Annotated in this window: 18 protein-coding genes; 13 read left to right on the top strand and 5 right to left on the bottom strand. The window is 59.4% G+C overall.

The annotated features are described in order from the left end of the window. The first annotated feature begins 140 nt into the window (after window positions 1-140). From modA to modC, 3 genes are read left to right on the top strand one after another with little or no spacing between them, the layout of a single operon-like run. Window positions 141-917, top strand: coding sequence for a molybdate ABC transporter substrate-binding protein (gene modA, locus ACOTWU_RS01150; RefSeq protein ID WP_017384951.1), 777 nt, complete (start codon window positions 141-143; stop codon window positions 915-917). Continuing rightward, on the top strand, window positions 914-1,606 hold the full coding sequence (modB, locus tag ACOTWU_RS01155; RefSeq protein ID WP_003858545.1) for a molybdate ABC transporter permease subunit: 693 nt from the start codon (window positions 914-916) through the stop codon (window positions 1,604-1,606). The genes modA and modB overlap by 4 nt, the downstream gene beginning before the upstream one ends. Then, complete coding sequence (gene modC / locus ACOTWU_RS01160; RefSeq protein ID WP_017694124.1) at window positions 1,606-2,664, top strand: molybdenum ABC transporter ATP-binding protein ModC; 1,059 nt, start codon at window positions 1,606-1,608, stop codon at window positions 2,662-2,664. The genes modB and modC overlap by 1 nt, the downstream gene beginning before the upstream one ends. Here modC and ACOTWU_RS01165 read toward each other — a convergent pair whose 3' ends face one another. Beyond that, window positions 2,665-3,483 carry a pyridoxal phosphatase gene (locus ACOTWU_RS01165; protein ID WP_017384949.1) on the bottom strand — a complete coding sequence of 273 codons (819 nt, stop codon included), beginning with the start codon at window positions 3,481-3,483 and terminating at the stop codon, window positions 2,665-2,667. It lies immediately after the preceding gene. A gap of 119 nt (window positions 3,484-3,602) precedes the next feature. Here ACOTWU_RS01165 and pgl point away from each other — a divergent pair, with 119 nt between their 5' ends. After that, entirely contained in the window at window positions 3,603-4,598 is a 996-nt protein-coding gene (pgl, locus tag ACOTWU_RS01170) for a 6-phosphogluconolactonase (RefSeq protein WP_015571095.1), read from the top strand. A gap of 102 nt (window positions 4,599-4,700) precedes the next feature. Here the strand turns inward: pgl and ACOTWU_RS01175 are convergent, their stop codons facing one another. Then, a complete protein-coding gene (locus ACOTWU_RS01175; protein WP_023296146.1) occupies window positions 4,701-5,984 on the bottom strand; it encodes a putative acyl-CoA thioester hydrolase in 1,284 nt (427 codons plus the stop codon). 223 nt (window positions 5,985-6,207) lie between these two features. Between ACOTWU_RS01175 and hutI the strand changes: the two genes are divergently transcribed. The 5 genes from hutI (at window position 6,208) to hutH (ending at window position 12,453) form a co-directional block, all read left to right on the top strand. Then, window positions 6,208-7,431: an imidazolonepropionase gene (gene hutI, locus ACOTWU_RS01180; protein WP_032670311.1), complete on the top strand. Its 1,224-nt coding sequence runs from the start codon at window positions 6,208-6,210 to the stop codon at window positions 7,429-7,431. Next, on the top strand, window positions 7,428-8,366 hold the full coding sequence (gene hutG, locus ACOTWU_RS01185; RefSeq protein WP_047063390.1) for a formimidoylglutamase: 939 nt from the start codon (window positions 7,428-7,430) through the stop codon (window positions 8,364-8,366). The genes hutI and hutG overlap by 4 nt, the downstream gene beginning before the upstream one ends. A 19-nt stretch (window positions 8,367-8,385) precedes the next feature. After that, on the top strand, window positions 8,386-9,120 hold the full coding sequence (locus ACOTWU_RS01190) for a histidine utilization repressor (protein ID WP_017384945.1): 735 nt from the start codon (window positions 8,386-8,388) through the stop codon (window positions 9,118-9,120). A 127-nt stretch (window positions 9,121-9,247) separates the two neighbouring features. Beyond that, entirely contained in the window at window positions 9,248-10,936 is a 1,689-nt protein-coding gene (gene hutU, locus ACOTWU_RS01195) for a urocanate hydratase (protein ID WP_032670308.1), read from the top strand. Continuing rightward, complete coding sequence (gene hutH / locus ACOTWU_RS01200) at window positions 10,933-12,453, top strand: histidine ammonia-lyase (protein ID WP_032670307.1); 1,521 nt, start codon at window positions 10,933-10,935, stop codon at window positions 12,451-12,453. Before hutU ends, hutH begins: the two co-directional genes overlap by 4 nt. Window positions 12,454-12,537: 84 nt before the next feature. On the opposite strand, the gene ACOTWU_RS01205 is transcribed toward hutH, so the two are convergent. Together ACOTWU_RS01205 and bioA are read right to left on the bottom strand one after the other, a co-directional pair. After that, window positions 12,538-13,014, bottom strand: coding sequence for a kinase inhibitor (locus ACOTWU_RS01205; protein ID WP_003858531.1), 477 nt, complete (start codon window positions 13,012-13,014; stop codon window positions 12,538-12,540). A 47-nt stretch (window positions 13,015-13,061) separates the two neighbouring features. Further along, window positions 13,062-14,351: an adenosylmethionine--8-amino-7-oxononanoate transaminase gene (gene bioA / locus ACOTWU_RS01210; RefSeq protein ID WP_421625751.1), complete on the bottom strand. Its 1,290-nt coding sequence runs from the start codon at window positions 14,349-14,351 to the stop codon at window positions 13,062-13,064. Between the two features lie 86 nt (window positions 14,352-14,437). On the opposite strand from bioA, the gene bioB reads away from it, so the two are divergent. The 4 genes from bioB to bioD are packed head-to-tail and all read left to right on the top strand — an operon-like array spanning window position 14,438 to window position 18,065. Then, window positions 14,438-15,478 (top strand): biotin synthase BioB, encoded by a 1,041-nt coding sequence (bioB, locus tag ACOTWU_RS01215; protein ID WP_023303328.1) that lies wholly within the window; start codon window positions 14,438-14,440, stop codon window positions 15,476-15,478. Continuing rightward, entirely contained in the window at window positions 15,475-16,632 is a 1,158-nt protein-coding gene (gene bioF, locus ACOTWU_RS01220; protein WP_126499043.1) for an 8-amino-7-oxononanoate synthase, read from the top strand. Before bioB ends, bioF begins: the two co-directional genes overlap by 4 nt. After that, on the top strand, window positions 16,616-17,371 hold the full coding sequence (gene bioC, locus ACOTWU_RS01225) for a malonyl-ACP O-methyltransferase BioC (RefSeq protein WP_040117398.1): 756 nt from the start codon (window positions 16,616-16,618) through the stop codon (window positions 17,369-17,371). Before bioF ends, bioC begins: the two co-directional genes overlap by 17 nt. After that, window positions 17,364-18,065, top strand: coding sequence for a dethiobiotin synthase (bioD, locus tag ACOTWU_RS01230; protein WP_023303329.1), 702 nt, complete (start codon window positions 17,364-17,366; stop codon window positions 18,063-18,065). Before bioC ends, bioD begins: the two co-directional genes overlap by 8 nt. Here bioD and ACOTWU_RS01235 read toward each other — a convergent pair. Continuing rightward, entirely contained in the window at window positions 18,028-18,750 is a 723-nt protein-coding gene (locus ACOTWU_RS01235) for an ABC transporter ATP-binding protein (protein ID WP_015571086.1), read from the bottom strand. The two genes, bioD and ACOTWU_RS01235, sit on opposite strands and share 38 nt — an antisense overlap. Between the last annotated feature and the right edge of the window lie 53 nt (window positions 18,751-18,803).

The following is an 18,803-nucleotide window of genomic DNA, read 5'->3' on the forward strand; positions in this document are numbered from 1 at the left end:
CTCAAGTTTATTCCTTTCCCGCCGATATCTTTTACAACGTTCCTTGAGTTTACGCATTAATGGGTACGATTTAGCGCTAGGAACGCCTGCGATATGTCGTTATATTTATTTGTATATAACGACACGCACAGGAGCTTCAAATGGCACGTTCATGGGTACGCCTTTTCGCAGGGGCAACGCTGACTCTCTCACTCACCGCCCACGCACTGGCGGATGAAGGAAAAATCACGGTCTTTGCGGCGGCGTCGCTGACTAACGCGATGCAGGATATTGCTGCGGTATACAAAAAAGAGAAAAACGTCGAGGTGGTCTCGTCGTTTGCCTCCTCGTCCACGCTGGCCCGCCAGATTGAAGCGGGGGCACCCGCGGATCTGTTCATCTCTGCCGATCAGAAATGGATGGATTACGCGGTGGAGAAAAAATCTGTTGATACGGCTACCCGCGAAACGCTGCTGGGAAATAGCCTGGTGGTGGTCGCGCCCACAAACAGCAAGCAGGACGACATCGCCATCAACAAACAGACGGACTGGACCCGTCTGCTCAACGGTGGCCGTCTGGCGGTAGGCGATCCGGAGCATGTTCCTGCCGGGATTTATGCGAAAGAAGCGCTACAAAAACTGGGTGCATGGGAGACCTTATCGCCGAAGCTGGCTCCCGCAGAAGATGTGCGTGGCGCGCTGGCGCTGGTGGAGCGTAACGAAGCGCCACTCGGGATCGTTTACGGCTCCGATGCCGTCGCCAGTAAAGGTGTGAAGGTGGTGGGCACCTTCCCGGAAGACTCGCATAAGAAAGTAGAATATCCTGTTGCGATAGTTGATGGACATAAAAATGCGACCGTGACGGCCTTTGTTGACTACCTGAAGGGGCCGGAAGCGTCCGCGATCTTTAAACGTTACGGATTTACGACTCACGAATGATATTGACCGAACCTGAATGGCAGGCCGTGCTGCTGAGCCTGAAAGTCTCTTCCCTGGCGGTTGCGCTGAGTTTGCCCTTTGGGGTGTTCTTTGCCTGGTTACTGGTTCGCGTGAAGTTTCCAGGCAAAGCCCTGCTCGACAGTGTTCTCCATCTTCCGCTTGTCTTACCGCCTGTGGTGGTCGGATATCTGCTGCTGATCTCCATGGGGCGGCGCGGTTTTATCGGCGAATGGCTGTACGACTGGTTCGGACTGACCTTCGCTTTCAGCTGGCGCGGCGCGGTTCTGGCCGCGGCAGTAATGTCCTTCCCGCTGATGGTGCGCGCTATCCGCCTGGCGCTGGAAGGGGTGGATATCCGGTTAGAACAGGCCGCCCGCACGCTGGGCGCAGGCCGCTGGCGGGTATTCCTGACCATTACGCTTCCGCTCACGTTACCGGGCATTATTGTCGGTACGGTGTTAGCCTTCGCCCGCTCGTTGGGTGAGTTTGGCGCGACCATCACCTTTGTGTCGAACATTCCCGGCGAGACGCGGACCATCCCGTCGGCCATGTATACCCTGATTCAGACCCCGGGCGGCGAAGGTGCGGCGGCCCGGCTGTGTATTATTTCGATTGTGCTCGCTCTGGTCTCGCTGCTGGTATCTGAGTGGCTGGCGCGCCTCAGCCGTGAACGGATGGGGAAATCGTGATGCTGGAACTCAACTTTACGCAAACCCTGGGCAGCCACACCCTGACGCTGAACGAAACGCTGCCTGCCAGCGGTATCACCGCCATTTTTGGCGTGTCCGGGGCGGGGAAAACGTCGCTGATTAATGCGATTAGCGGCCTGACGCGTCCCCAGTCTGGCCGTATTGTGCTAAATAACCGCGTCTTAAATGACGCGGAGAAGAAGGTCTGCCTGTCACCGGACAAACGCCGTATCGGCTATGTGTTTCAGGATGCGCGCCTGTTTCCGCACTACAGCGTTCGCGGGAACCTGCGTTACGGCATGGCAAAAAACATGGCCGGACAGTTCGATAAGCTAGTGGCGCTGCTGGGCATCGAACCGCTGCTGGATCGTCTGCCGTCGTCGCTGTCGGGTGGTGAAAAACAGCGCGTGGCGATTGGCCGCGCCCTGTTAACCGCGCCGGAACTGTTGCTGCTGGATGAGCCGCTGGCCTCGCTGGATATTCCGCGCAAGCGCGAGCTGCTGCCGTATCTGCAACGTCTGGCGCGGGAAATCAATGTGCCAATGCTCTACGTCAGCCATTCGCTGGATGAGATCTTACATCTGGCCGACAAAGTGCTGGTGCTGGAAGCGGGCAGGGTGAAGGCATTCGGCAATCTGGAGGAGGTGTGGGGCAGCAGCGTTATGCATCCATGGCTGCCAAAGGAGCAGCAGAGCAGCATTCTGAAGGTGAGCGTGCTGGAGCACCATCCGCACTACGCGATGACCGCGCTGGCGCTGGGCGATCAGCATTTGTGGGTGAATAAAATCGATACCCCGATTCAGTCCACGTTACGGATCCGCATTCAGGCGTCGGATGTCTCCCTGGTCCTGCAACCGCCGCTGCAAACCAGTATCCGCAATATTTTGCGCGCAAAAGTGGCGCAGTGTTTTGATGATAACGGCCAGGTGGAAGTGCAGCTGGAAGTAGGCAACAGAACGCTGTGGGCGCGCATCAGCCCGTGGGCCAGGGATGAGCTGGGCATCAAGCCTGGCCTGTGGCTTTACGCGCAAATCAAGAGCGTTTCCATAACCGCCTGATTACAGCAGGTGGGTATAAATATATTGCGCGATGCTGTCGGTGGTGTTATCGCCAATCACCACGTCAGCGCGCGCTTTCACCGCGTCATCGGCATTACCCATCGCCACGCCCGTTCCGGACGCTTCCAGCATGCTGATGTCGTTATAGTTATCGCCGAAGGCAATTACGTCCTGCATTGATCCGCCCTGCGATTCGACGAACTGGGTCAGACGCTTTCCTTTGCTGTTGCCTTTGCGGGCGATATCCACCTGATCGTGCCAGGACCATTCACATTCCAGACCCAGCGTATGCTCGACATGTTTTGCGAAAGTATTCAGTTTGGCGGTGTCTTCATCGGTCAGGGCAAATTTCCAGATTGCGTCGACGTCTTCCGCCGCCTGGCGCAGGGAGGAAACCTGAGTGAACACCGGACGCTGCGCTTCCGGCAGAGACAGAGCCCAGTTGCTGGTGCGGATCACATGGCCGGTAGGGCGTTCATACACCATGGCGTTATCCACATACATCAGGCCGTGAATGGCATGCTCATCCAGTAAATCAATCAATTGCAGCGCCTGCGTAACGGGAAGCGGATCGGAGGCTAAAACCTTTTTTGCCTGATAATCATACAAATAGGTGCCATTACAACAAATTGCAGGTGTATCTAAGCCCAGTGCCTGATAAAAAGGATGAATGGCTACGTGATGTCGACCCGTTACGATGAGAAGTTGATACCCCGCTTCCTGGGCTCGTTTGAGGGCCTCAAGAGAAGAGGGGAGCAGGGTTTTCTGAGGGGTAAGCAGTGTTCCGTCTAAATCCAGGGCAATCACTCGCGAGGTCATTTTTTCTTCCGGGTTAATGTTGAATTTAAGGTCTGTCGGGATGGTACACCGAGAGCGGAACCCTGCAAAATCCCGGACTACAATTCAGCATTCACCGTTAAAAATAATCAGGAGTATTCATGAAACAAACCGTTTATACCGCCAGTCCTGAAAGTCAGCAGATCCATGTCTGGCGTTTGAATACAGAAGGTTCGCTTACGCTGGTTCAGGTTGTTGATGTGCCAGGCCAGGTGCAGCCGATGGTCGTCAGCCCGGATAAACGTTTTCTTTATGTCGGCGTACGCCCGGAATTCCGCGTACTGGCATACCGCATCTCCCCGGATGACGGCGCGCTGACCTATACCGCAGAAGCCCCGCTGCCGGGCAGCCCGACCCATATTTCCACTGACCATAAAGGCAACTTTATCTTCAGCGGCTCCTACAATGCAGGCTGCGTGAGCGTCACCCGCCTGGAAGACGGTATTCCCGTTGAAACCGTCGACGTGGTAGAAGGGCTAGAAGGTTGCCACTCCGCCAACATTTCGCCGGATAACCGCACGCTGTGGGTGCCAGCGCTTAAGCAGGACCGCATCTGCCTGTTCACCCTGAGCGATGACGGTCATCTGGTCGCGCAGAGCCCGGCGGAAGTCACCACCGTGGAAGGCGCAGGCCCGCGCCACATGGTCTTCCACCCGAATCAGCAGTATGCCTATGTCGTTAACGAGCTGAACAGCTCGGTAGACGTGTGGGAGCTGAACGATCCTAACGGACAGATCGAGTGCGTACAGACGCTGGACATGATGCCATCTGATTTCTCCGACACACGCTGGGCGGCAGACATTCACATTACGCCGGATGGCCGTCACCTGTATGCCTGTGACCGTACCTCCAGTCTGATCACCATCTTCAGCGTCTCTGAAGACGGCAGCGTTCTGGCAGTTGAAGGCTTCCAGCCGACAGAAACCCAGCCGCGCGGCTTTAATGTCGATCACAGCGGCAAATACCTGATTGCGGCGGGGCAGAAATCCCACCACATTGCGCTCTATGAAATCCAGGGCGTGCAGGGTCTACTGGAAGAGAAAGGACGCTATGCGGTCGGACAAGGGCCGATGTGGGTTGTGATTAACGCTCATTGATCCGTAGACGAAAAAAACCTCGCAAATGCGAGGTTTTTTTATGCGCGGTTAATGCATGAGGTAGGCCGGGTAAGGCGCAGCCGCCACCCGGCAGCAGGCATTTTACTGCTTCGGCTCAGCAACCACTTTGCTACCCAGACCGCGGTTGTTATATTCCCACATGCGGTTAAAGTTAGCGTCATTCAGGTTACGCTGCACGTTGTCTTTCTCATCCACCGTGCCGGTGTTGCCGGAGAAAGGACGTTTCGAGATCGCCGCATCCGCCCACGGTTTTGCCATGTTAAAGCCTTCGTTAATCACGCTGTCGCGGATCACGACCTGGCCGTTAGTGGCGGAGTCCACGTCCAGAGAGCGACCAAGCTGCGCCACGCCATCGCCAGCAGCAGTAAAGCGGCTATTCACGGCCAGGAAGCCATAGAACAGGTTAGACTGCGTGGCCGGGGCAAAGACGTAACCTTCCTGCTGCGTACGTGAATTCACCACGCGGAAGTCGGTGTTATCAAATACCACCGCGCCGCGGCCAGAGACCATATCCACGTCGCCTTCAATGTAGCTGTTGGTGACCAGAGTACGCGTCAGACGGTTGTTCTGAAGGGTATTCTGCACGCCGCTGTTGGTCACGAAGAAGGTGTTCTGGCGGCCCAGGATATTGACGTTGTTAATCTGTACCTTGTCGCCATCGCTACGCAGCGCCACGGCCTGATGATTACCTGCGTCAACGCTGTCGCCCAGGGTGTTCTGAATGGTCAGGTTCTGCAATTGCAGGCCATTGTTCTGTGACCAGAATACCGCCGAACACATCACGCCAATGGTGGCGGCACGCTTGCGCTGGCAGTTATCAAACATATACCACGCCGGTTTACCTGGCATGTATTTACCGGCCGGGTTCACCAGATGGCGCCAGGTGGTGCTGTCGATCTCTGAATCAATCGCCAGGCCAATTTTTACGTCGACCGCTTTTTCGCCCAGGCCGTAAAGCGTAATGCTTCCCGGTGCCGCCGGAACATAAACGGTTCCTTCGTATTCACCCGGCAGGATGGCAATGTACTGACGAGATGCGCTGTGTTTGGTAATTGCGGCATCAACGGCTGCCTGAATAGAGGTGTGTGTAACGCCCTCTGCCCCGGCCGGGCCGACAACGAAGTCTGGCTGTTTCGGCAGGTTAATAGAAGAAGGCGTCCACGGGGCTGCATTGGGATCCATCGCCGAGAAATAGTGCGCACGGGTGAAGTTCTTCGCTTCAGCCGCTGACAGGATCGGACGGGAAGCGGTGCCCGGAGCAACCTGCTCAGAAGGTTGCTGATCCGGTGGTGTTGAACTGCAAGCGGATAAAGTCACGCCAAAGGCGAGTGCCAACGCCAGACGGGAAATCCTGGAAATATTCAAGGTAATGCTCCTGGGTATGCAAGTCTTATCTGGATAGACGAAATAGCCTGCTTTTTTATACTAAGTTGAGCGAAACGGGAAGATAAAAACCGGAAAAGTTGCATTTTTGCCCGCAGGCGACGGGAAAGTCATCACAAATAAATAACATTTTCCCCCAATGCGGTTGACAGCAGGCGGCAGATGAAAATAAATGTCTATACAACCCATGACAAGTGGAAGGCACATGCAGCAGCTTCATCCCGATGATGTGATATGGCGAAATGCGCGACTGGCAACCCTGGCGACAGGTGAGGCGGAGCCCTACGGCCTGAGAGAACAACATGCCCTCGTTGTGCGCGGCCAGACGATTCTGGCCATTATTCCTGAATCCGAGATCCCCTCCGGGCATCGTCAGTGTGTCGATCTCGACGGGCGTCTGGTTACCCCCGGCCTGATCGATTGCCACACCCATCTGGTGTTCGGCGGCGATCGCGCAGCGGAATGGGAGCAACGGCTTAACGGCGTGTCATATCAGACCATTAGCGCGCAGGGCGGCGGAATTAACGCCACGGTCACGGCCACCCGCAACAGTTCGCCGGAAACGCTCCTGACGGTGGCGCAGCAGCGACTCCAGCGGCTGATGAATGAAGGCGTAACGACCGTTGAAATCAAATCGGGATACGGACTGAATGCCGAAGCCGAAGAGAAAATGCTGCTGGTTGCCCGCCAGCTCAGCCTGAATAATCTGGTCGATATCAGCCCGACGCTGCTGGCCGCGCACGCCGTTCCTGCCGAGTACCGACAGGATCCGGATGCCTATCTGGCGCTGGTCTGTGAGCAGATCATGCCCACGCTGTGGCAAAAAGAGTTATTTGAAGCGGTGGACGTGTTTTGTGAAAACGTCGGCTTTACCCCGGCGCAAACCGAGCGCCTGTTCCGGGCCGCCGCCGCGCTCGGGATCCCGGTAAAAGGGCATGTAGAACAACTGTCGAATCTCGGCGGCGCGGCGCTGGTCAGCCAGTATAAAGGGCTGTCGGCCGATCATATTGAGTATCTCGATGATTCAGGTATTCAGGCGATGGCGCAAAGCGGCACGGTGGCGGTATTGCTCCCCGGCGCGTTCTATTTTCTTCAGGAGCGCCAGCGTCCACCGGTGGCGCAGCTGAGAGAGCAGGGCGTGCCGATGGCGGTGGCTACCGACTACAATCCGGGCACCAGCCCGTTTGCCAGCCTGCATCTGGCAATGAACATGGCCTGCGTCCAGTTTGGCCTCACGCCGGAAGAGGCCTGGGCTGGCGTGACGCGGCATGCGGCGCAGGCGCTAGGACGTGGTGCGACGCACGGGCAGTTAAAGCCAGGTTATGTGGCTGATTTCGTCGTCTGGGAGGCGAATCATCCGGTTGAGATGGTTTACGAGCCGGGGCGGAATCCTATGTATCAACGCGTGTTTCGGGGGCAGGTAGCATGAAACTGTGGCATCCCGTCTCTCCGCAGGTCTGGCAGGGTCGTGACGACAGCGCCGAGTCCAGCACCGCGAAACGTCTCTTCCAGACCATACAGCAGCGCGAACACTTTTCTCCCGCGCCGTCAGGCATCGCCCTGCTGGGCTTTGAATGTGATGAAGGGGTTAAGCGTAACCAGGGCAGGCCCGGTGCTGCACAGGCACCCGATGTGTTGCGTGGCGCGCTGGCGAATATGGCGAGCCATCAGGGGCATGCGCGCCTCGTGGATATGGGCGCTATTTATGTTGAAGGCCACGCGCTGGAGGCGGCACAGCAGGCGCTGAGCGAGGCCATAACCGCGTGCCAGCAATCCGGGATGCGTACTCTGGTTTTCGGTGGTGGACATGAAACCGCCTGGGCGCACGGGCGCGGCGTGCTGGACGCCTTTCCGAACGATCGCCTTGCGGTGATCAACCTGGATGCGCACCTCGATTTACGCAAGGCCGAACGGGCAACGTCCGGCACGCCGTTCCGCCAGCTGGCGCACTACTGCGCGTCTCATTCGCGGGTGTTTCACTACGCCTGCCTGGGGGTAAGCCGTGCGGCGAATACTCAGGCGCTGTGGGAGGAAGCTGAGCGGTTGAACGTGACGCTGGTTGAAGATCTCGATTTTCGCCGGGATGCGCTATCCGCGCTGGATAGCGTGCTTGCGCAGGCAGACCGGGTTTATCTCACCGTTGACCTCGATGTGCTGCCTGCCGCAGAAATGCCCGCCGTGTCCGCCCCTGCGGCGTTGGGGATCCCGGCGCTGGATCTGTTCCCGGTGATTGAGCGTATCTGCCGAAGCGGTAAACTACAGGCGGCGGATCTGGTGGAATTTAATCCGCACTACGATCGGGACGGTCAGGGCGCTAAGCTCGCCGCCCGACTGGCCTGGCAAATTGCTCACTGGTGGGCATAACAACATTCAAGGAGTCATGATGTTTTCACGCTCGCCCCTGCCGCAGCCGAGCCCTCCCGCGCCTTTTTACGAAAAGGTGAAGCAGGCGATCAGCGAAAAAATCGCCGCCGGCGTCTGGCGCCCGCACGACCGCATTCCGTCCGAGGCCGAGCTGGTGGCGCAGTTTGGCTTTAGCCGAATGACCATCAACCGCGCACTGCGTGAACTGACCGATGAAGGGTTGCTGGTGCGTTTGCAGGGTGTCGGAACCTTTGTCGCCGAGCCAAAAGGACAGTCGGCGCTGTTTGAAATCCGCAGCATTGCCGATGAAATTGCCGCCCGCAACCATCAGCACCACTGCGAGGTGTTGGTGCTTGAAGAGACGCAGGCCAGCGCCGAACAAGCCATCGAGCTGAACGTTACCGAGGGCACCCGGATTTTCCATTCGGTGATGGTGCATTATGAGAACGACATTCCGGTCCAGATTGAAGATCGCTGCGTCAACGCGGAGCGGATACCGGATTACCTGAGCCAGGATTACACCCAAACCACACCGCATGCGTATCTCTCGCTCGTCGCCCCGCTGACGGAAGGGGAGCATATCGTGGAAGCCGTGCGCGCCACGCCGCAGGAGTGCGAGCTGTTGCGTATTAAAGAGCACGATCCCTGTCTGCTGATCCGCCGTCGTACCTGGTCGTCCTCGCAAATTGTGTCGCATGCGAAGCTGCTATTCCCGGGGAATCGCTACCGGTTGCAGGGCCACTTTATGTCATAAGTTTTATAAGCGTGATCGCTAACGCAATATAGCAAAATTGTATCTTTTTTGTTAAATCCGACCTTGTGTGTGCTTGTCTATACAAGTATATCTAAACGCATCACCTGTCCCTTATGAGGAACACACAATGTCGTCAGATAAATACCGCAAGCAGGATGTCCGCGCCGCGCGCGGCACCACGCTCACCGCAAAAAGCTGGCTCACCGAAGCACCGCTGCGCATGTTGATGAACAACCTTGATCCTGAGGTAGCAGAAAATCCCCACGAGCTGGTGGTCTACGGCGGCATTGGCCGCGCCGCGCGCAACTGGGCGTGCTATGACGCGATTGTCGAGTCTTTGACGAATCTCGAAAACGACGAAACGCTGCTGGTGCAATCCGGCAAACCGGTGGGCGTATTCAAAACCCATAAAAATGCGCCCCGCGTGCTGATTGCCAACTCCAACCTGGTGCCGCACTGGGCGACGTGGGAACACTTCAACGAGCTGGACGCAAAAGGGCTGGCCATGTACGGCCAGATGACCGCGGGTAGCTGGATCTACATCGGCAGCCAGGGGATTGTGCAGGGCACGTATGAAACCTTCGTGGAAGCGGGCCGTCAGCACTATAACGGATCACTGAAAGGCCGCTGGGTGCTCACCGCTGGACTGGGCGGCATGGGCGGCGCGCAGCCGCTGGCCGCGACGCTGGCGGGCGCGTGCTCCCTGAACATTGAGTGCCAGCAGAGCCGCATCGATTTCCGTCTGCGTACCCACTATGTCGATGAACAGGCCGACAACCTCGATGACGCGCTGGCGCGCATCAAAAAGTACACCGCTGAAGGCAAAGCCGTTTCGGTTGCCCTGTGCGGCAACGCGGCGGTTATTCTGCCGGAACTGGTGGCGCGCGGCGTGCGTCCGGATCTGGTCACCGACCAGACCAGCGCTCACGATCCGCTCCACGGCTATCTGCCAAAGGGCTGGACGTGGGAAGACTACCAGCAAAAAGCGGAAACCGATCCTGAGGGCACGGTACTGGCGGCTAAACGCGCCATGGCGGAACACGTCTCCGCGATGCTGGCCTTCAGTAAGATGGGTATTCCGACCTTTGATTACGGGAATAACATCCGCCAGATGGCGAAAGAGATGGGGGTGAATAACGCCTTTGACTTCCCCGGCTTCGTGCCCGCCTATATTCGTCCTCTGTTCTGCCGCGGCATTGGGCCGTTCCGCTGGGTTGCCCTGTCCGGCGATCCGGAGGATATCTACAAAACCGACGCCAGAGTGAAAGAGATTGTCGCCGACGACGAACACCTGCATCGCTGGCTGGATATGGCGCGCGAGCGCATTAACTTCCAGGGCCTGCCGGCGCGTATCTGCTGGGTCGGGCTGGAGTGGCGGCAAAAACTCGGCCTCGCCTTTAACGAAATGGTGCGCAGCGGCGAAGTCTCCGCGCCGATCGTCATTGGCCGCGACCACCTGGACTCCGGCTCTGTCGCCAGTCCGAACCGTGAAACCGAAGCCATGCGCGACGGCTCGGATGCGGTCTCCGACTGGCCGCTGCTGAATGCCCTGCTGAACACCGCCAGCGGCGCGACCTGGGTGTCGCTGCACCACGGCGGCGGCGTCGGGATGGGCTTCTCCCAGCACTCCGGGATGGTCATCGTCTGTGACGGAACTGATGAAGCGGCCGCGCGTATCGCTCGCGTGCTGCACAACGACCCGGCAACCGGCGTGATGCGTCACGCGGATGCGGGTTACGAGATTGCCATTGATTGTGCCCAAGAGCAGGGCCTGAACCTGCCGATGATCCCCGCCACACAAGGAAAGCCTGCATGAACGCGTTAACACTTACTCCCGGCTCGCTGACGCTCAAACAGCTGCGTCACGTCTGGCGTCAGCCGATGACACTCTCCCTTGATGAAAGCGCCCACCGTGCCATTAACGACAGCGTGGCCTGCGTGGAGGCGATTGTGGCGGAGGGGCGCACCGCCTACGGCATCAATACCGGGTTTGGCCTGCTGGCGCAGACCCGCATCGCCACGCACGATCTGGAGAATTTACAGCGTTCGCTGGTGCTGTCGCACGCGGCGGGGGTTGGCCAGCCGCTGGACGATGAGATCGTCCGCCTGATGATGGTGTTGAAAATCAACAGCCTGGCGCGTGGGTTTTCCGGCATTCGTCTGAGCGTGATCCAGGCGCTGATGGCGCTGGTCAATGCGGAAGTTTATCCGTGGATCCCGGCGAAGGGCTCCGTCGGCGCCTCCGGCGATCTGGCGCCGCTGGCGCATATGTCGCTGCTCCTGCTGGGTGAAGGCCAGGCGCGCTGGCAAGGGGAGTGGCTGCCTGCGAAAGAGGCGCTGAAAAAAGCTGGCTTAACGCCGATCACCCTCGCGGCAAAAGAGGGGCTGGCGCTGCTCAACGGCACGCAGGCGTCGACCGCTTTCGCGCTGCGCGGTCTGTTTGAAGCGGAAGATCTGTTCGCTTCGGCGGTGGTGTGCGGTGCACTGACCACTGAGGCGGTGCTCGGCTCGCGTCGTCCGTTCGATGCCCGCATCCACGAGGTGCGCGGCCAGCGCGGGCAGATTGATGCCGCTGCCATGTACCGCCACGTACTTACCGATACCAGCGACATTGCCGATTCGCATCACAACTGTGAGAAGGTGCAGGATCCGTATTCCCTGCGCTGCCAGCCGCAGGTGATGGGCGCATGCCTGACGCAGCTGCGCCAGGCGGCAGAAGTGCTGCTGGTGGAGGCCAATGCGGTGTCCGATAACCCACTGGTATTTGCTCAGGAAAATGAGGTGGTTTCTGGCGGTAACTTCCACGCCGAGCCGGTGGCGATGGCCGCAGATAATATCGCCCTGGCGATTGCCGAAATCGGGGCGTTGTCTGAGCGTCGAATCGCGCTGATGATGGATAAGCACATGTCCCAGCTGCCGCCATTCCTGGTGCGCAACGGCGGCGTGAACTCGGGCTTCATGATAGCCCAGGTCACCGCCGCGGCACTGGCAAGCGAGAACAAAGCCCTGTCGCATCCGCACAGCGTGGACAGCCTGCCAACCTCAGCCAACCAGGAAGATCACGTTTCGATGGCCCCGGCTGCCGGGCGTCGTCTGTGGGAGATGGCCTCTAACACCCGTGGCGTGCTGGCGGTGGAGTGGCTGGCGGCGTGTCAGGGTATTGATTTGCGCGAAGGGCTAAAATCCAGCCCGCTGCTGGAGCAGGCGCGCCAGGAACTGCGCGAGCACGTTACGCACTACGATGACGACCGCTTCTTTGCGCCGGATATTGATAAGGCGATGCAGCTTCTGGAGGAAGGACGGCTGGTGGGGCTGTTACCATCGGTGCTGTGATTTTATGCCCGGTGGCGCTGCGCTTACCGGGCCTACGAGTGCGAAATGTAGGCCGGGTAAGGCGTAGCCGCCACCCGGCTTTTTTTACGAATACATCGCCGTAATCGACGCGCTGCCCAGCGAATGGAAATGCACGTTAAAGCCTACCATCGCGCCGCTCGCCCCTTCGTCGACCTCAATCTTGTCCACATCCAGCGCGTGCACGGTGAAGATATAGCGGTGCGTTTCCCCTTTTGGCGGCGCCGCGCCGCCGTAGCCCGCTTTGCCAAAGTCAGTGCGCGTCTGAATCGCACCGTCAGGCAGAGCAACCAGATCGGAACCGGAGCCCTGCGGCAGCACGCGCGTGTCGGCGGGCAGGTTTGCCACGATCCAGTGCCACCAGCCCGACCCGGTTGGCGCATCCGGATCGTAGCAGGTCACGACAAAACTTTTGGTTCCCGCTGGCACATCGTCCCACGCCAGATGGGGAGAGATATTATCCCCCTGATAACCCATCCCGTTAAACACGTGACGTTCCGGCAGCTTTTCGCCGTCGCGCAAATCTTTACTGATGATTTTCATCCGATTTTCCTCGTTACTCACTCATTCAGAAAGTGTAACGCATGGGGTTAAATCGCGAAATGCGCTGAAGTGTTAACGGCTTCAACCACTGCCCCGGTCAGCTTGCGGAGCTGATCCGCAGAAATGCTGTACGGCGGCATGAGGTAAATCAGCTTACCGAAAGGTCGCACCCACACGCCCTGGTCAACGAAGAAGCGCTGCAACGCGGCCATGTTCACCGGATGCGTTGTCTCGATTACCCCGATGGCGCCCAGTACGCGGACGTCCGCGACGTATTCCGCCTCCGCCGCCGCGCTTAACTGCTGCTTCAGCTGCGCCTCAATCGCCGCCACCTGCGTCTGCCATGCGCCGCTTTCCAGAATGGCGAGGCTTTCGCTTGCCACGGCGCAGGCCAGCGGGTTGCCCATAAACGTCGGGCCGTGCATAAAGCAGCCCGCGTCACCGTCGCTGATGGTATCGGCAACCTGGCGGGTGGTAAGCGTGGCGGAGAGCGTCATGGTGCCGCCGGTGAGCGCTTTCCCCAGGCACAGAATATCCGGCGCGATCCCCGCATGCTCGCAGGCGAACAATTTCCCGGTGCGGCCAAAGCCGGTGGCGATCTCATCGGCAATCAGCAGGATCCCTTCGCGGTCGCACATCTTCCGAATGCGCCTCAGCCACTCGGGATGGTACATCCGCATTCCGCCCGCGCCCTGCACAATCGGTTCGAGAATAACGGCGGCAATCTCGTGGCGATGGGCCGCCATCAGCCGCGCGAAGCCCACCATGTCCATCTCGTTCCATTCGCCGTCGAAGCGGCTCTGCGGGGCTGGCGCAAACAGGTTTTCCGGCAGATAGCCTTTCCACAGGCTGTGCATGGAGTTGTCCGGATCACATACCGACATCGCGCCGAAAGTGTCGCCGTGATAGCCGTTGCGGAAGGTAAGGAACCGCTGGCGCGTTTCGCCCTTCGCATGCCAGTACTGCAACGCCATTTTCATCGCCACTTCCACGGCCACCGAGCCGGAGTCGGCCAGGAAAACGCACTCCAGCGATTCAGTCGTCATCGCTACCAGGCGACGGCATAAATCCACCGCGGGCTGATGCGTGATCCCGCCAAACATCACGTGTGACATCTGGTCAATCTGCGCTTTCATCGCCGCGTTCAGTCGCGGGTGGTTGTAGCCATGGATCGCCGCCCACCAGGAGGACATCCCGTCAACAAGCCGCTCGCCGCTGGCAAGATGCAGCTCGCAGCCGTGGGCCGAGGCTACCGGATAGACGGGAAGGGGGCGGGTCGTGGAGGTGTAAGGGTGCCAGATATGCTGCTTGTCGAAGGCGAGATCGTCCTGGGTCATAATCGACTTGTAAACCATTTTGAAAAGTTTTAGGTTTACAAGTATAAACCGAACCGACAATTAACAAAACCCTTTGGAGAAGCCCGATGGCTCACCACGCACGCTGGACGATGTCGCAAGTCACTGAATTATTCAACAAACCTTTCCTGGAGCTGATGTTTGAGGCGCAACAGGTGCACCGCCAGCACTTCGATCCGCGTCATGTTCAGGTCAGCACGCTGCTGTCGATCAAAACCGGGGCTTGCCCGGAAGACTGCAAATATTGCCCGCAAAGCGCGCGCTATAAAACCGGTCTCGAATCCGAGCGCCTGATGGAAGTCGAGCAGGTGCTCGACTCCGCGCGCAAGGCCAAAAACGCTGGCTCGACCCGCTTCTGCATGGGCGCGGCGTGGAAAAATCCGCATGACCGCGACATGCCCTATCTGGAGCAGATGGTGAAGGGGGTGAAGGAGATGGGGCTTGAAGCCTGCATGACCCTTGGTACGCTGAACGAAGAGCAGGCGCAGCGTCTCTCGGCGGCGGGGCTGGATTACTATAACCACAACCTCGATACTTCGCCGGAGTTCTACGGCAACATCATCACCACGCGCACCTATCAGGAGCGTCTGGACACGCTGGATAAAGTGCGTGATGCGGGGATCAAGGTCTGTTCCGGCGGGATCGTGGGACTGGGCGAGACGGTAAAAGATCGTGCCGGCCTGCTGTTACAGCTGGCAAACCTGCCGACCCCGCCGGAAAGCGTGCCCATCAACATGCTGGTGAAGGTAAAAGGCACGCCGCTGGCGGATAACGAGGACGTGGATGCCTTCGATTTCATCCGCACCATCGCGGTGGCACGCATCATGATGCCGACCTCTTATGTTCGCCTCTCTGCCGGTCGCGAGCAGATGAGCGAGCAGACCCAGGCGATGTGCTTCATGGCCGGGGCTAACTCCATCTTCTACGGCTGTAAACTGCTGACCACGCCAAACCCGGAAGAGGACAAAGATGTCCAGCTGTTCCGCAAGCTGGGGCTGAACCCACACCAGACCGAGGTACAGGCGGGGGATAACGAGCAACAGCAGCAGCTGGAGCAGCAGATTTTTAACGCCGACACCGACCAGTTCTACAACGCGGCAGCCGTATGACCTGGCAGGCACGTATCAGGACCGCGCTCGACGAGCGGCGGGCGACGGATGCGTTTCGGGTGCGCAGGGTAGTGGAAAACGGTGCAGGCCGTTTTCTCTCCCGGGAAGGAGAGCGGTTCTGTAATTTCTCCAGCAACGATTATCTGGGCCTGAGCCAGCACCCGCAGATCGTTCGCGCCTGGCAGCAGGGCGCGGATCGTTACGGCGTGGGCAGCGGTGGCTCCGGGCACGTCAGCGGCTACACCACGGCGCATCAGGCGCTGGAGGAAGAGCTGGCCGACTGGCTGGGCTACCCGCGGGCGCTGCTGTTTATCTCCGGTTTTGCCGCGAATCAGGCGGTGATTGCCGCCCTGATGGGCAAAGACGACCGCATCATCGCGGACCGCCTGAGCCACGCGTCCCTGCTTGAAGCGGCCAGTCTCAGCCCGGCGCAGCTGCGGCGTTTTGCCCATAACGATGCCTCTCAGCTGAACGTCCTGCTGGGTAAACCCTGTTCAGGGCTTCAGCTGGCGGTGACGGAAGGGGTATTCAGCATGGACGGCGACAGCGCGCCCCTTGCCACCTTGCATGACGTCGCAAAACAGCAGAACGCCTGGCTGCTGGTCGACGATGCCCACGGCATTGGCGTCACCGGCGAGGAGGGGCGCGGAAGCGCGCACCAGCAACGCGTCAGGCCGGAACTGCTGGTGGTAACCTTCGGCAAAGGCTTCGGCGTCAGCGGCGCCGCGGTGTTGTGCAGCGAGCCGGTGGCCGATTACCTGGTGCAGTTCGCCCGGCACCTGATCTACAGCACCAGCATGCCCCCGGCGCAGGCCGTGGCGCTCTCTGCGTCGCTTGCGGTGATCCGCGGCGAAGACGGCGCTGAACGCCGGGCGCGCCTGGCCGACCATATTCAGCGTTTTCGCCGGGGGGTAAGCGCACTGCCTTACCGGCTTACCGACTCGCACAGCGCCATTCAGCCCGTGATTGTGGGTGAGAATCCTCGGGCGCTGATGCTGGCACAGGCGCTACGAGAGCGGGGGCAGTGGGTCACGGCGATCCGCCCACCCACCGTGCCGCCAGGCACCGCGCGCTTGCGTCTGACGCTCACGGCAGCGCACGAGCCGCAGGATATCGATACGCTTCTGGAGGCACTGTATGTCTCCCGTCAATAAACAGGCCGTTGCCGCCGCGTTTGGCCGGGCAGCGCAAAGCTATTCACAGCACGATGAGCTGCAACGCCTGAGCGCCCGCGGGCTGCTGGCCGCGCTCGGTGAGGGGCGTTTTGCGCAGGTGCTCGACGCTGGCTGCGGGCCTGGCGGCAATAGCCGCTACTGGCGCGCAACGGGTAGCCACGTCACGGCGCTGGATTTATCCGCGCAGATGCTGGATGAGGCCCGCCAGCAGCAGTCAGCAGACCGTTATCTGGTGGCCGATATCGAGGCCATCCCGCTGGAGGATGCGCTGTTTGACCTTGTCTGGAGCCATCTGGCGGTGCAGTGGTGCGCCAGCCTGCCGCAGGCCCTACGCGAGCTGTACCGTGTGGCGCGGCCCGGCGGAGCGGTGGCCTTTACCACCCTGCTGGAAAGTTCGTTGCCAGAGCTAAATCAGGCGTGGAGGGCAGTGGATGCGCAGCCGCACGCCAACCGGTTTCTCTCGCACCAACAGGTCACTCAGGCGCTGGCAGGCTGGCGCTATCGCAGCATGGTCCAGACCGTCACCCTCGAATTTAGCGATGCGTTAAGCGCCATGCGATCGCTTAAGGGCATAGGCGCGACGCACCTGCACGCCGGACGGGAGAAGAAACCCCTTACCCGTGGCCAACTCCAGCGTCTCGAGCTGGCCTGGCCGCAGGAGCGGGGCCGGTTCCCGCTCTCTTATCATCTTTTTCATGGGATTATTGAACGTGACTGAACGTTATTTTGTTACCGGCACGGACACTGAAGTCGGTAAAACGGTTGCCAGCGCCGCGCTGTTGCAGGCGGCGCGTCTGCTGGGGAAAACTACGGCCGGGTATAAGCCCGTAGCCTCCGGCAGCGAGATGACGCCGGAAGGCTTACGTAATACCGATGCGCTGGCGCTACAGCGTAACAGCAGCCTTACGCTGGCCTATTCTGCGGTGAACCCCTATACCTTTGCTGAACCCACCTCGCCGCACATCGTCAGCGTCGATGAAGATCGTCCGATTGATTTTTCGGTGCTCTCTTCCGGGTTACGCGTCCTGGAAACGCAGGCCGACTGGGTGCTGGTGGAGGGGGCTGGCGGCTGGTTTACCCCGCTGTCCGACGAGCAGACATTTGCTGACTGGGTGCAGGCCGAGCAGCTTCCGGTCATTCTGGTGGTTGGCGTGAAGCTTGGCTGTATCAATCACGCCATGCTGACCGCCCAGGCCGTGCAGCAGGCCGGGTTGCGTCTGGCAGGGTGGATTGCCAATGACGTGGTAGCGCCGGGTAAACGTCATGCTGAGTATCTGGCGACGCTGAAGCGGGTGCTGCCTGCGCCGTTTCTCGGCGAGATCCCGTGGCTTGCCGACGGCGCAGAGCAGGCGGAAACCGGACGCTATCTCGACCTCAGCGCCTTATGTCCCGCGCCATCCAGTGCGCAATAAGGTCGTCATCCAGCTCGTTAACGTGGCCCTGTGCCACGTTACGTCCGCGATAGAGCATGCAGAAACGATCCGCTACCCGGCGGATAAACGACAGCTGTTGCTCCGCTAACAGCACCGTCATTCCCAGCTCCCGATTCAACCGCACCAGCAACTGCCCCAGCCTGCGCGCGAAACCGTGCCCTGCGCCATGCATGGGCTCATCCAGAATCAACACGCGTGGACGATTAACCAGCGCACTGGCGAGGGCCAGCTGATACTGGTCGTCAGGGGACAGCGCAGAGGCACGGCTCTGTCGCAGCGGATAGAGCTCCGGAAACAGGGCATACACGTCACTTTTTGATGCCGGGTCGGGTTTCCCCGTCGCCCGCATAGCGATATGCAGATTTTCATCGACGGTGAGCTGGGAAAATATTCGCCGATCCTGCGGGACGTAGCCTATCGTCGGCGGCGCCGGGAATGCTGACGCAGGGTTGAGCAAGTTATGCGGCGGCGCGCCAGCCTCATGCCAGATGATGGTGCCGCTCTCGACGGGCACCTTTCCGGTAATGCAGTTCATAAGCGTGGATTTGCCCATGCCAGGCAGGCCAACAATGCCCGTACAGATGCCTTGCGGGAAATCGATATTCACGTTCCATAGCGTATGTTGGCTTCCGTAAAACTGATTTACAGCACGCAGACTCAACATCTTTCTCTCCTTAAAAATGTGTGGGGTGATGCACAGAGTGATGTCTGCAAAAC

The sequence above is a fragment of the Enterobacter cloacae complex sp. GYL001 genome, from assembly GCF_049237125.1.
Classification (GTDB): Bacteria; Pseudomonadota; Gammaproteobacteria; order Enterobacterales; family Enterobacteriaceae; genus Enterobacter; species Enterobacter hormaechei_C.

Bases quoted from the DNA above. Each gene is read 5' to 3' on its own strand.
- hutH (WP_032670307.1), top strand. From the start codon at position 10,933: ATGAACGCGTTAACACTTACTCCCGGCTCGCTGACGCTCAAACAGCTG.
- ACOTWU_RS01165 (WP_017384949.1), bottom strand. From the start codon at position 3,483: ATGACCTCGCGAGTGATTGCCCTGGATTTAGACGGAACACTGCTTACC.
- pgl (WP_015571095.1), top strand. From the start codon at position 3,603: ATGAAACAAACCGTTTATACCGCCAGTCCTGAAAGTCAGCAGATCCAT.
- modA (WP_017384951.1), top strand. From the start codon at position 141: ATGGCACGTTCATGGGTACGCCTTTTCGCAGGGGCAACGCTGACTCTC.
- hutU (WP_032670308.1), top strand. From the start codon at position 9,248: ATGTCGTCAGATAAATACCGCAAGCAGGATGTCCGCGCCGCGCGCGGC.
- ACOTWU_RS01205 (WP_003858531.1), bottom strand. From the start codon at position 13,014: ATGAAAATCATCAGTAAAGATTTGCGCGACGGCGAAAAGCTGCCGGAA.
- bioA (WP_421625751.1), bottom strand. From the start codon at position 14,351: ATGACCCAGGACGATCTCGCCTTCGACAAGCAGCATATCTGGCACCCT.
- ACOTWU_RS01235 (WP_015571086.1), bottom strand. From the start codon at position 18,750: ATGTTGAGTCTGCGTGCTGTAAATCAGTTTTACGGAAGCCAACATACG.
- hutG (WP_047063390.1), top strand. From the start codon at position 7,428: ATGAAACTGTGGCATCCCGTCTCTCCGCAGGTCTGGCAGGGTCGTGAC.
- bioC (WP_040117398.1), top strand. From the start codon at position 16,616: ATGTCTCCCGTCAATAAACAGGCCGTTGCCGCCGCGTTTGGCCGGGCA.
- modC (WP_017694124.1), top strand. From the start codon at position 1,606: ATGCTGGAACTCAACTTTACGCAAACCCTGGGCAGCCACACCCTGACG.
- bioB (WP_023303328.1), top strand. From the start codon at position 14,438: ATGGCTCACCACGCACGCTGGACGATGTCGCAAGTCACTGAATTATTC.
- hutI (WP_032670311.1), top strand. From the start codon at position 6,208: ATGCAGCAGCTTCATCCCGATGATGTGATATGGCGAAATGCGCGACTG.
- bioF (WP_126499043.1), top strand. From the start codon at position 15,475: ATGACCTGGCAGGCACGTATCAGGACCGCGCTCGACGAGCGGCGGGCG.
- modB (WP_003858545.1), top strand. From the start codon at position 914: ATGATATTGACCGAACCTGAATGGCAGGCCGTGCTGCTGAGCCTGAAA.
- ACOTWU_RS01190 (WP_017384945.1), top strand. From the start codon at position 8,386: ATGTTTTCACGCTCGCCCCTGCCGCAGCCGAGCCCTCCCGCGCCTTTT.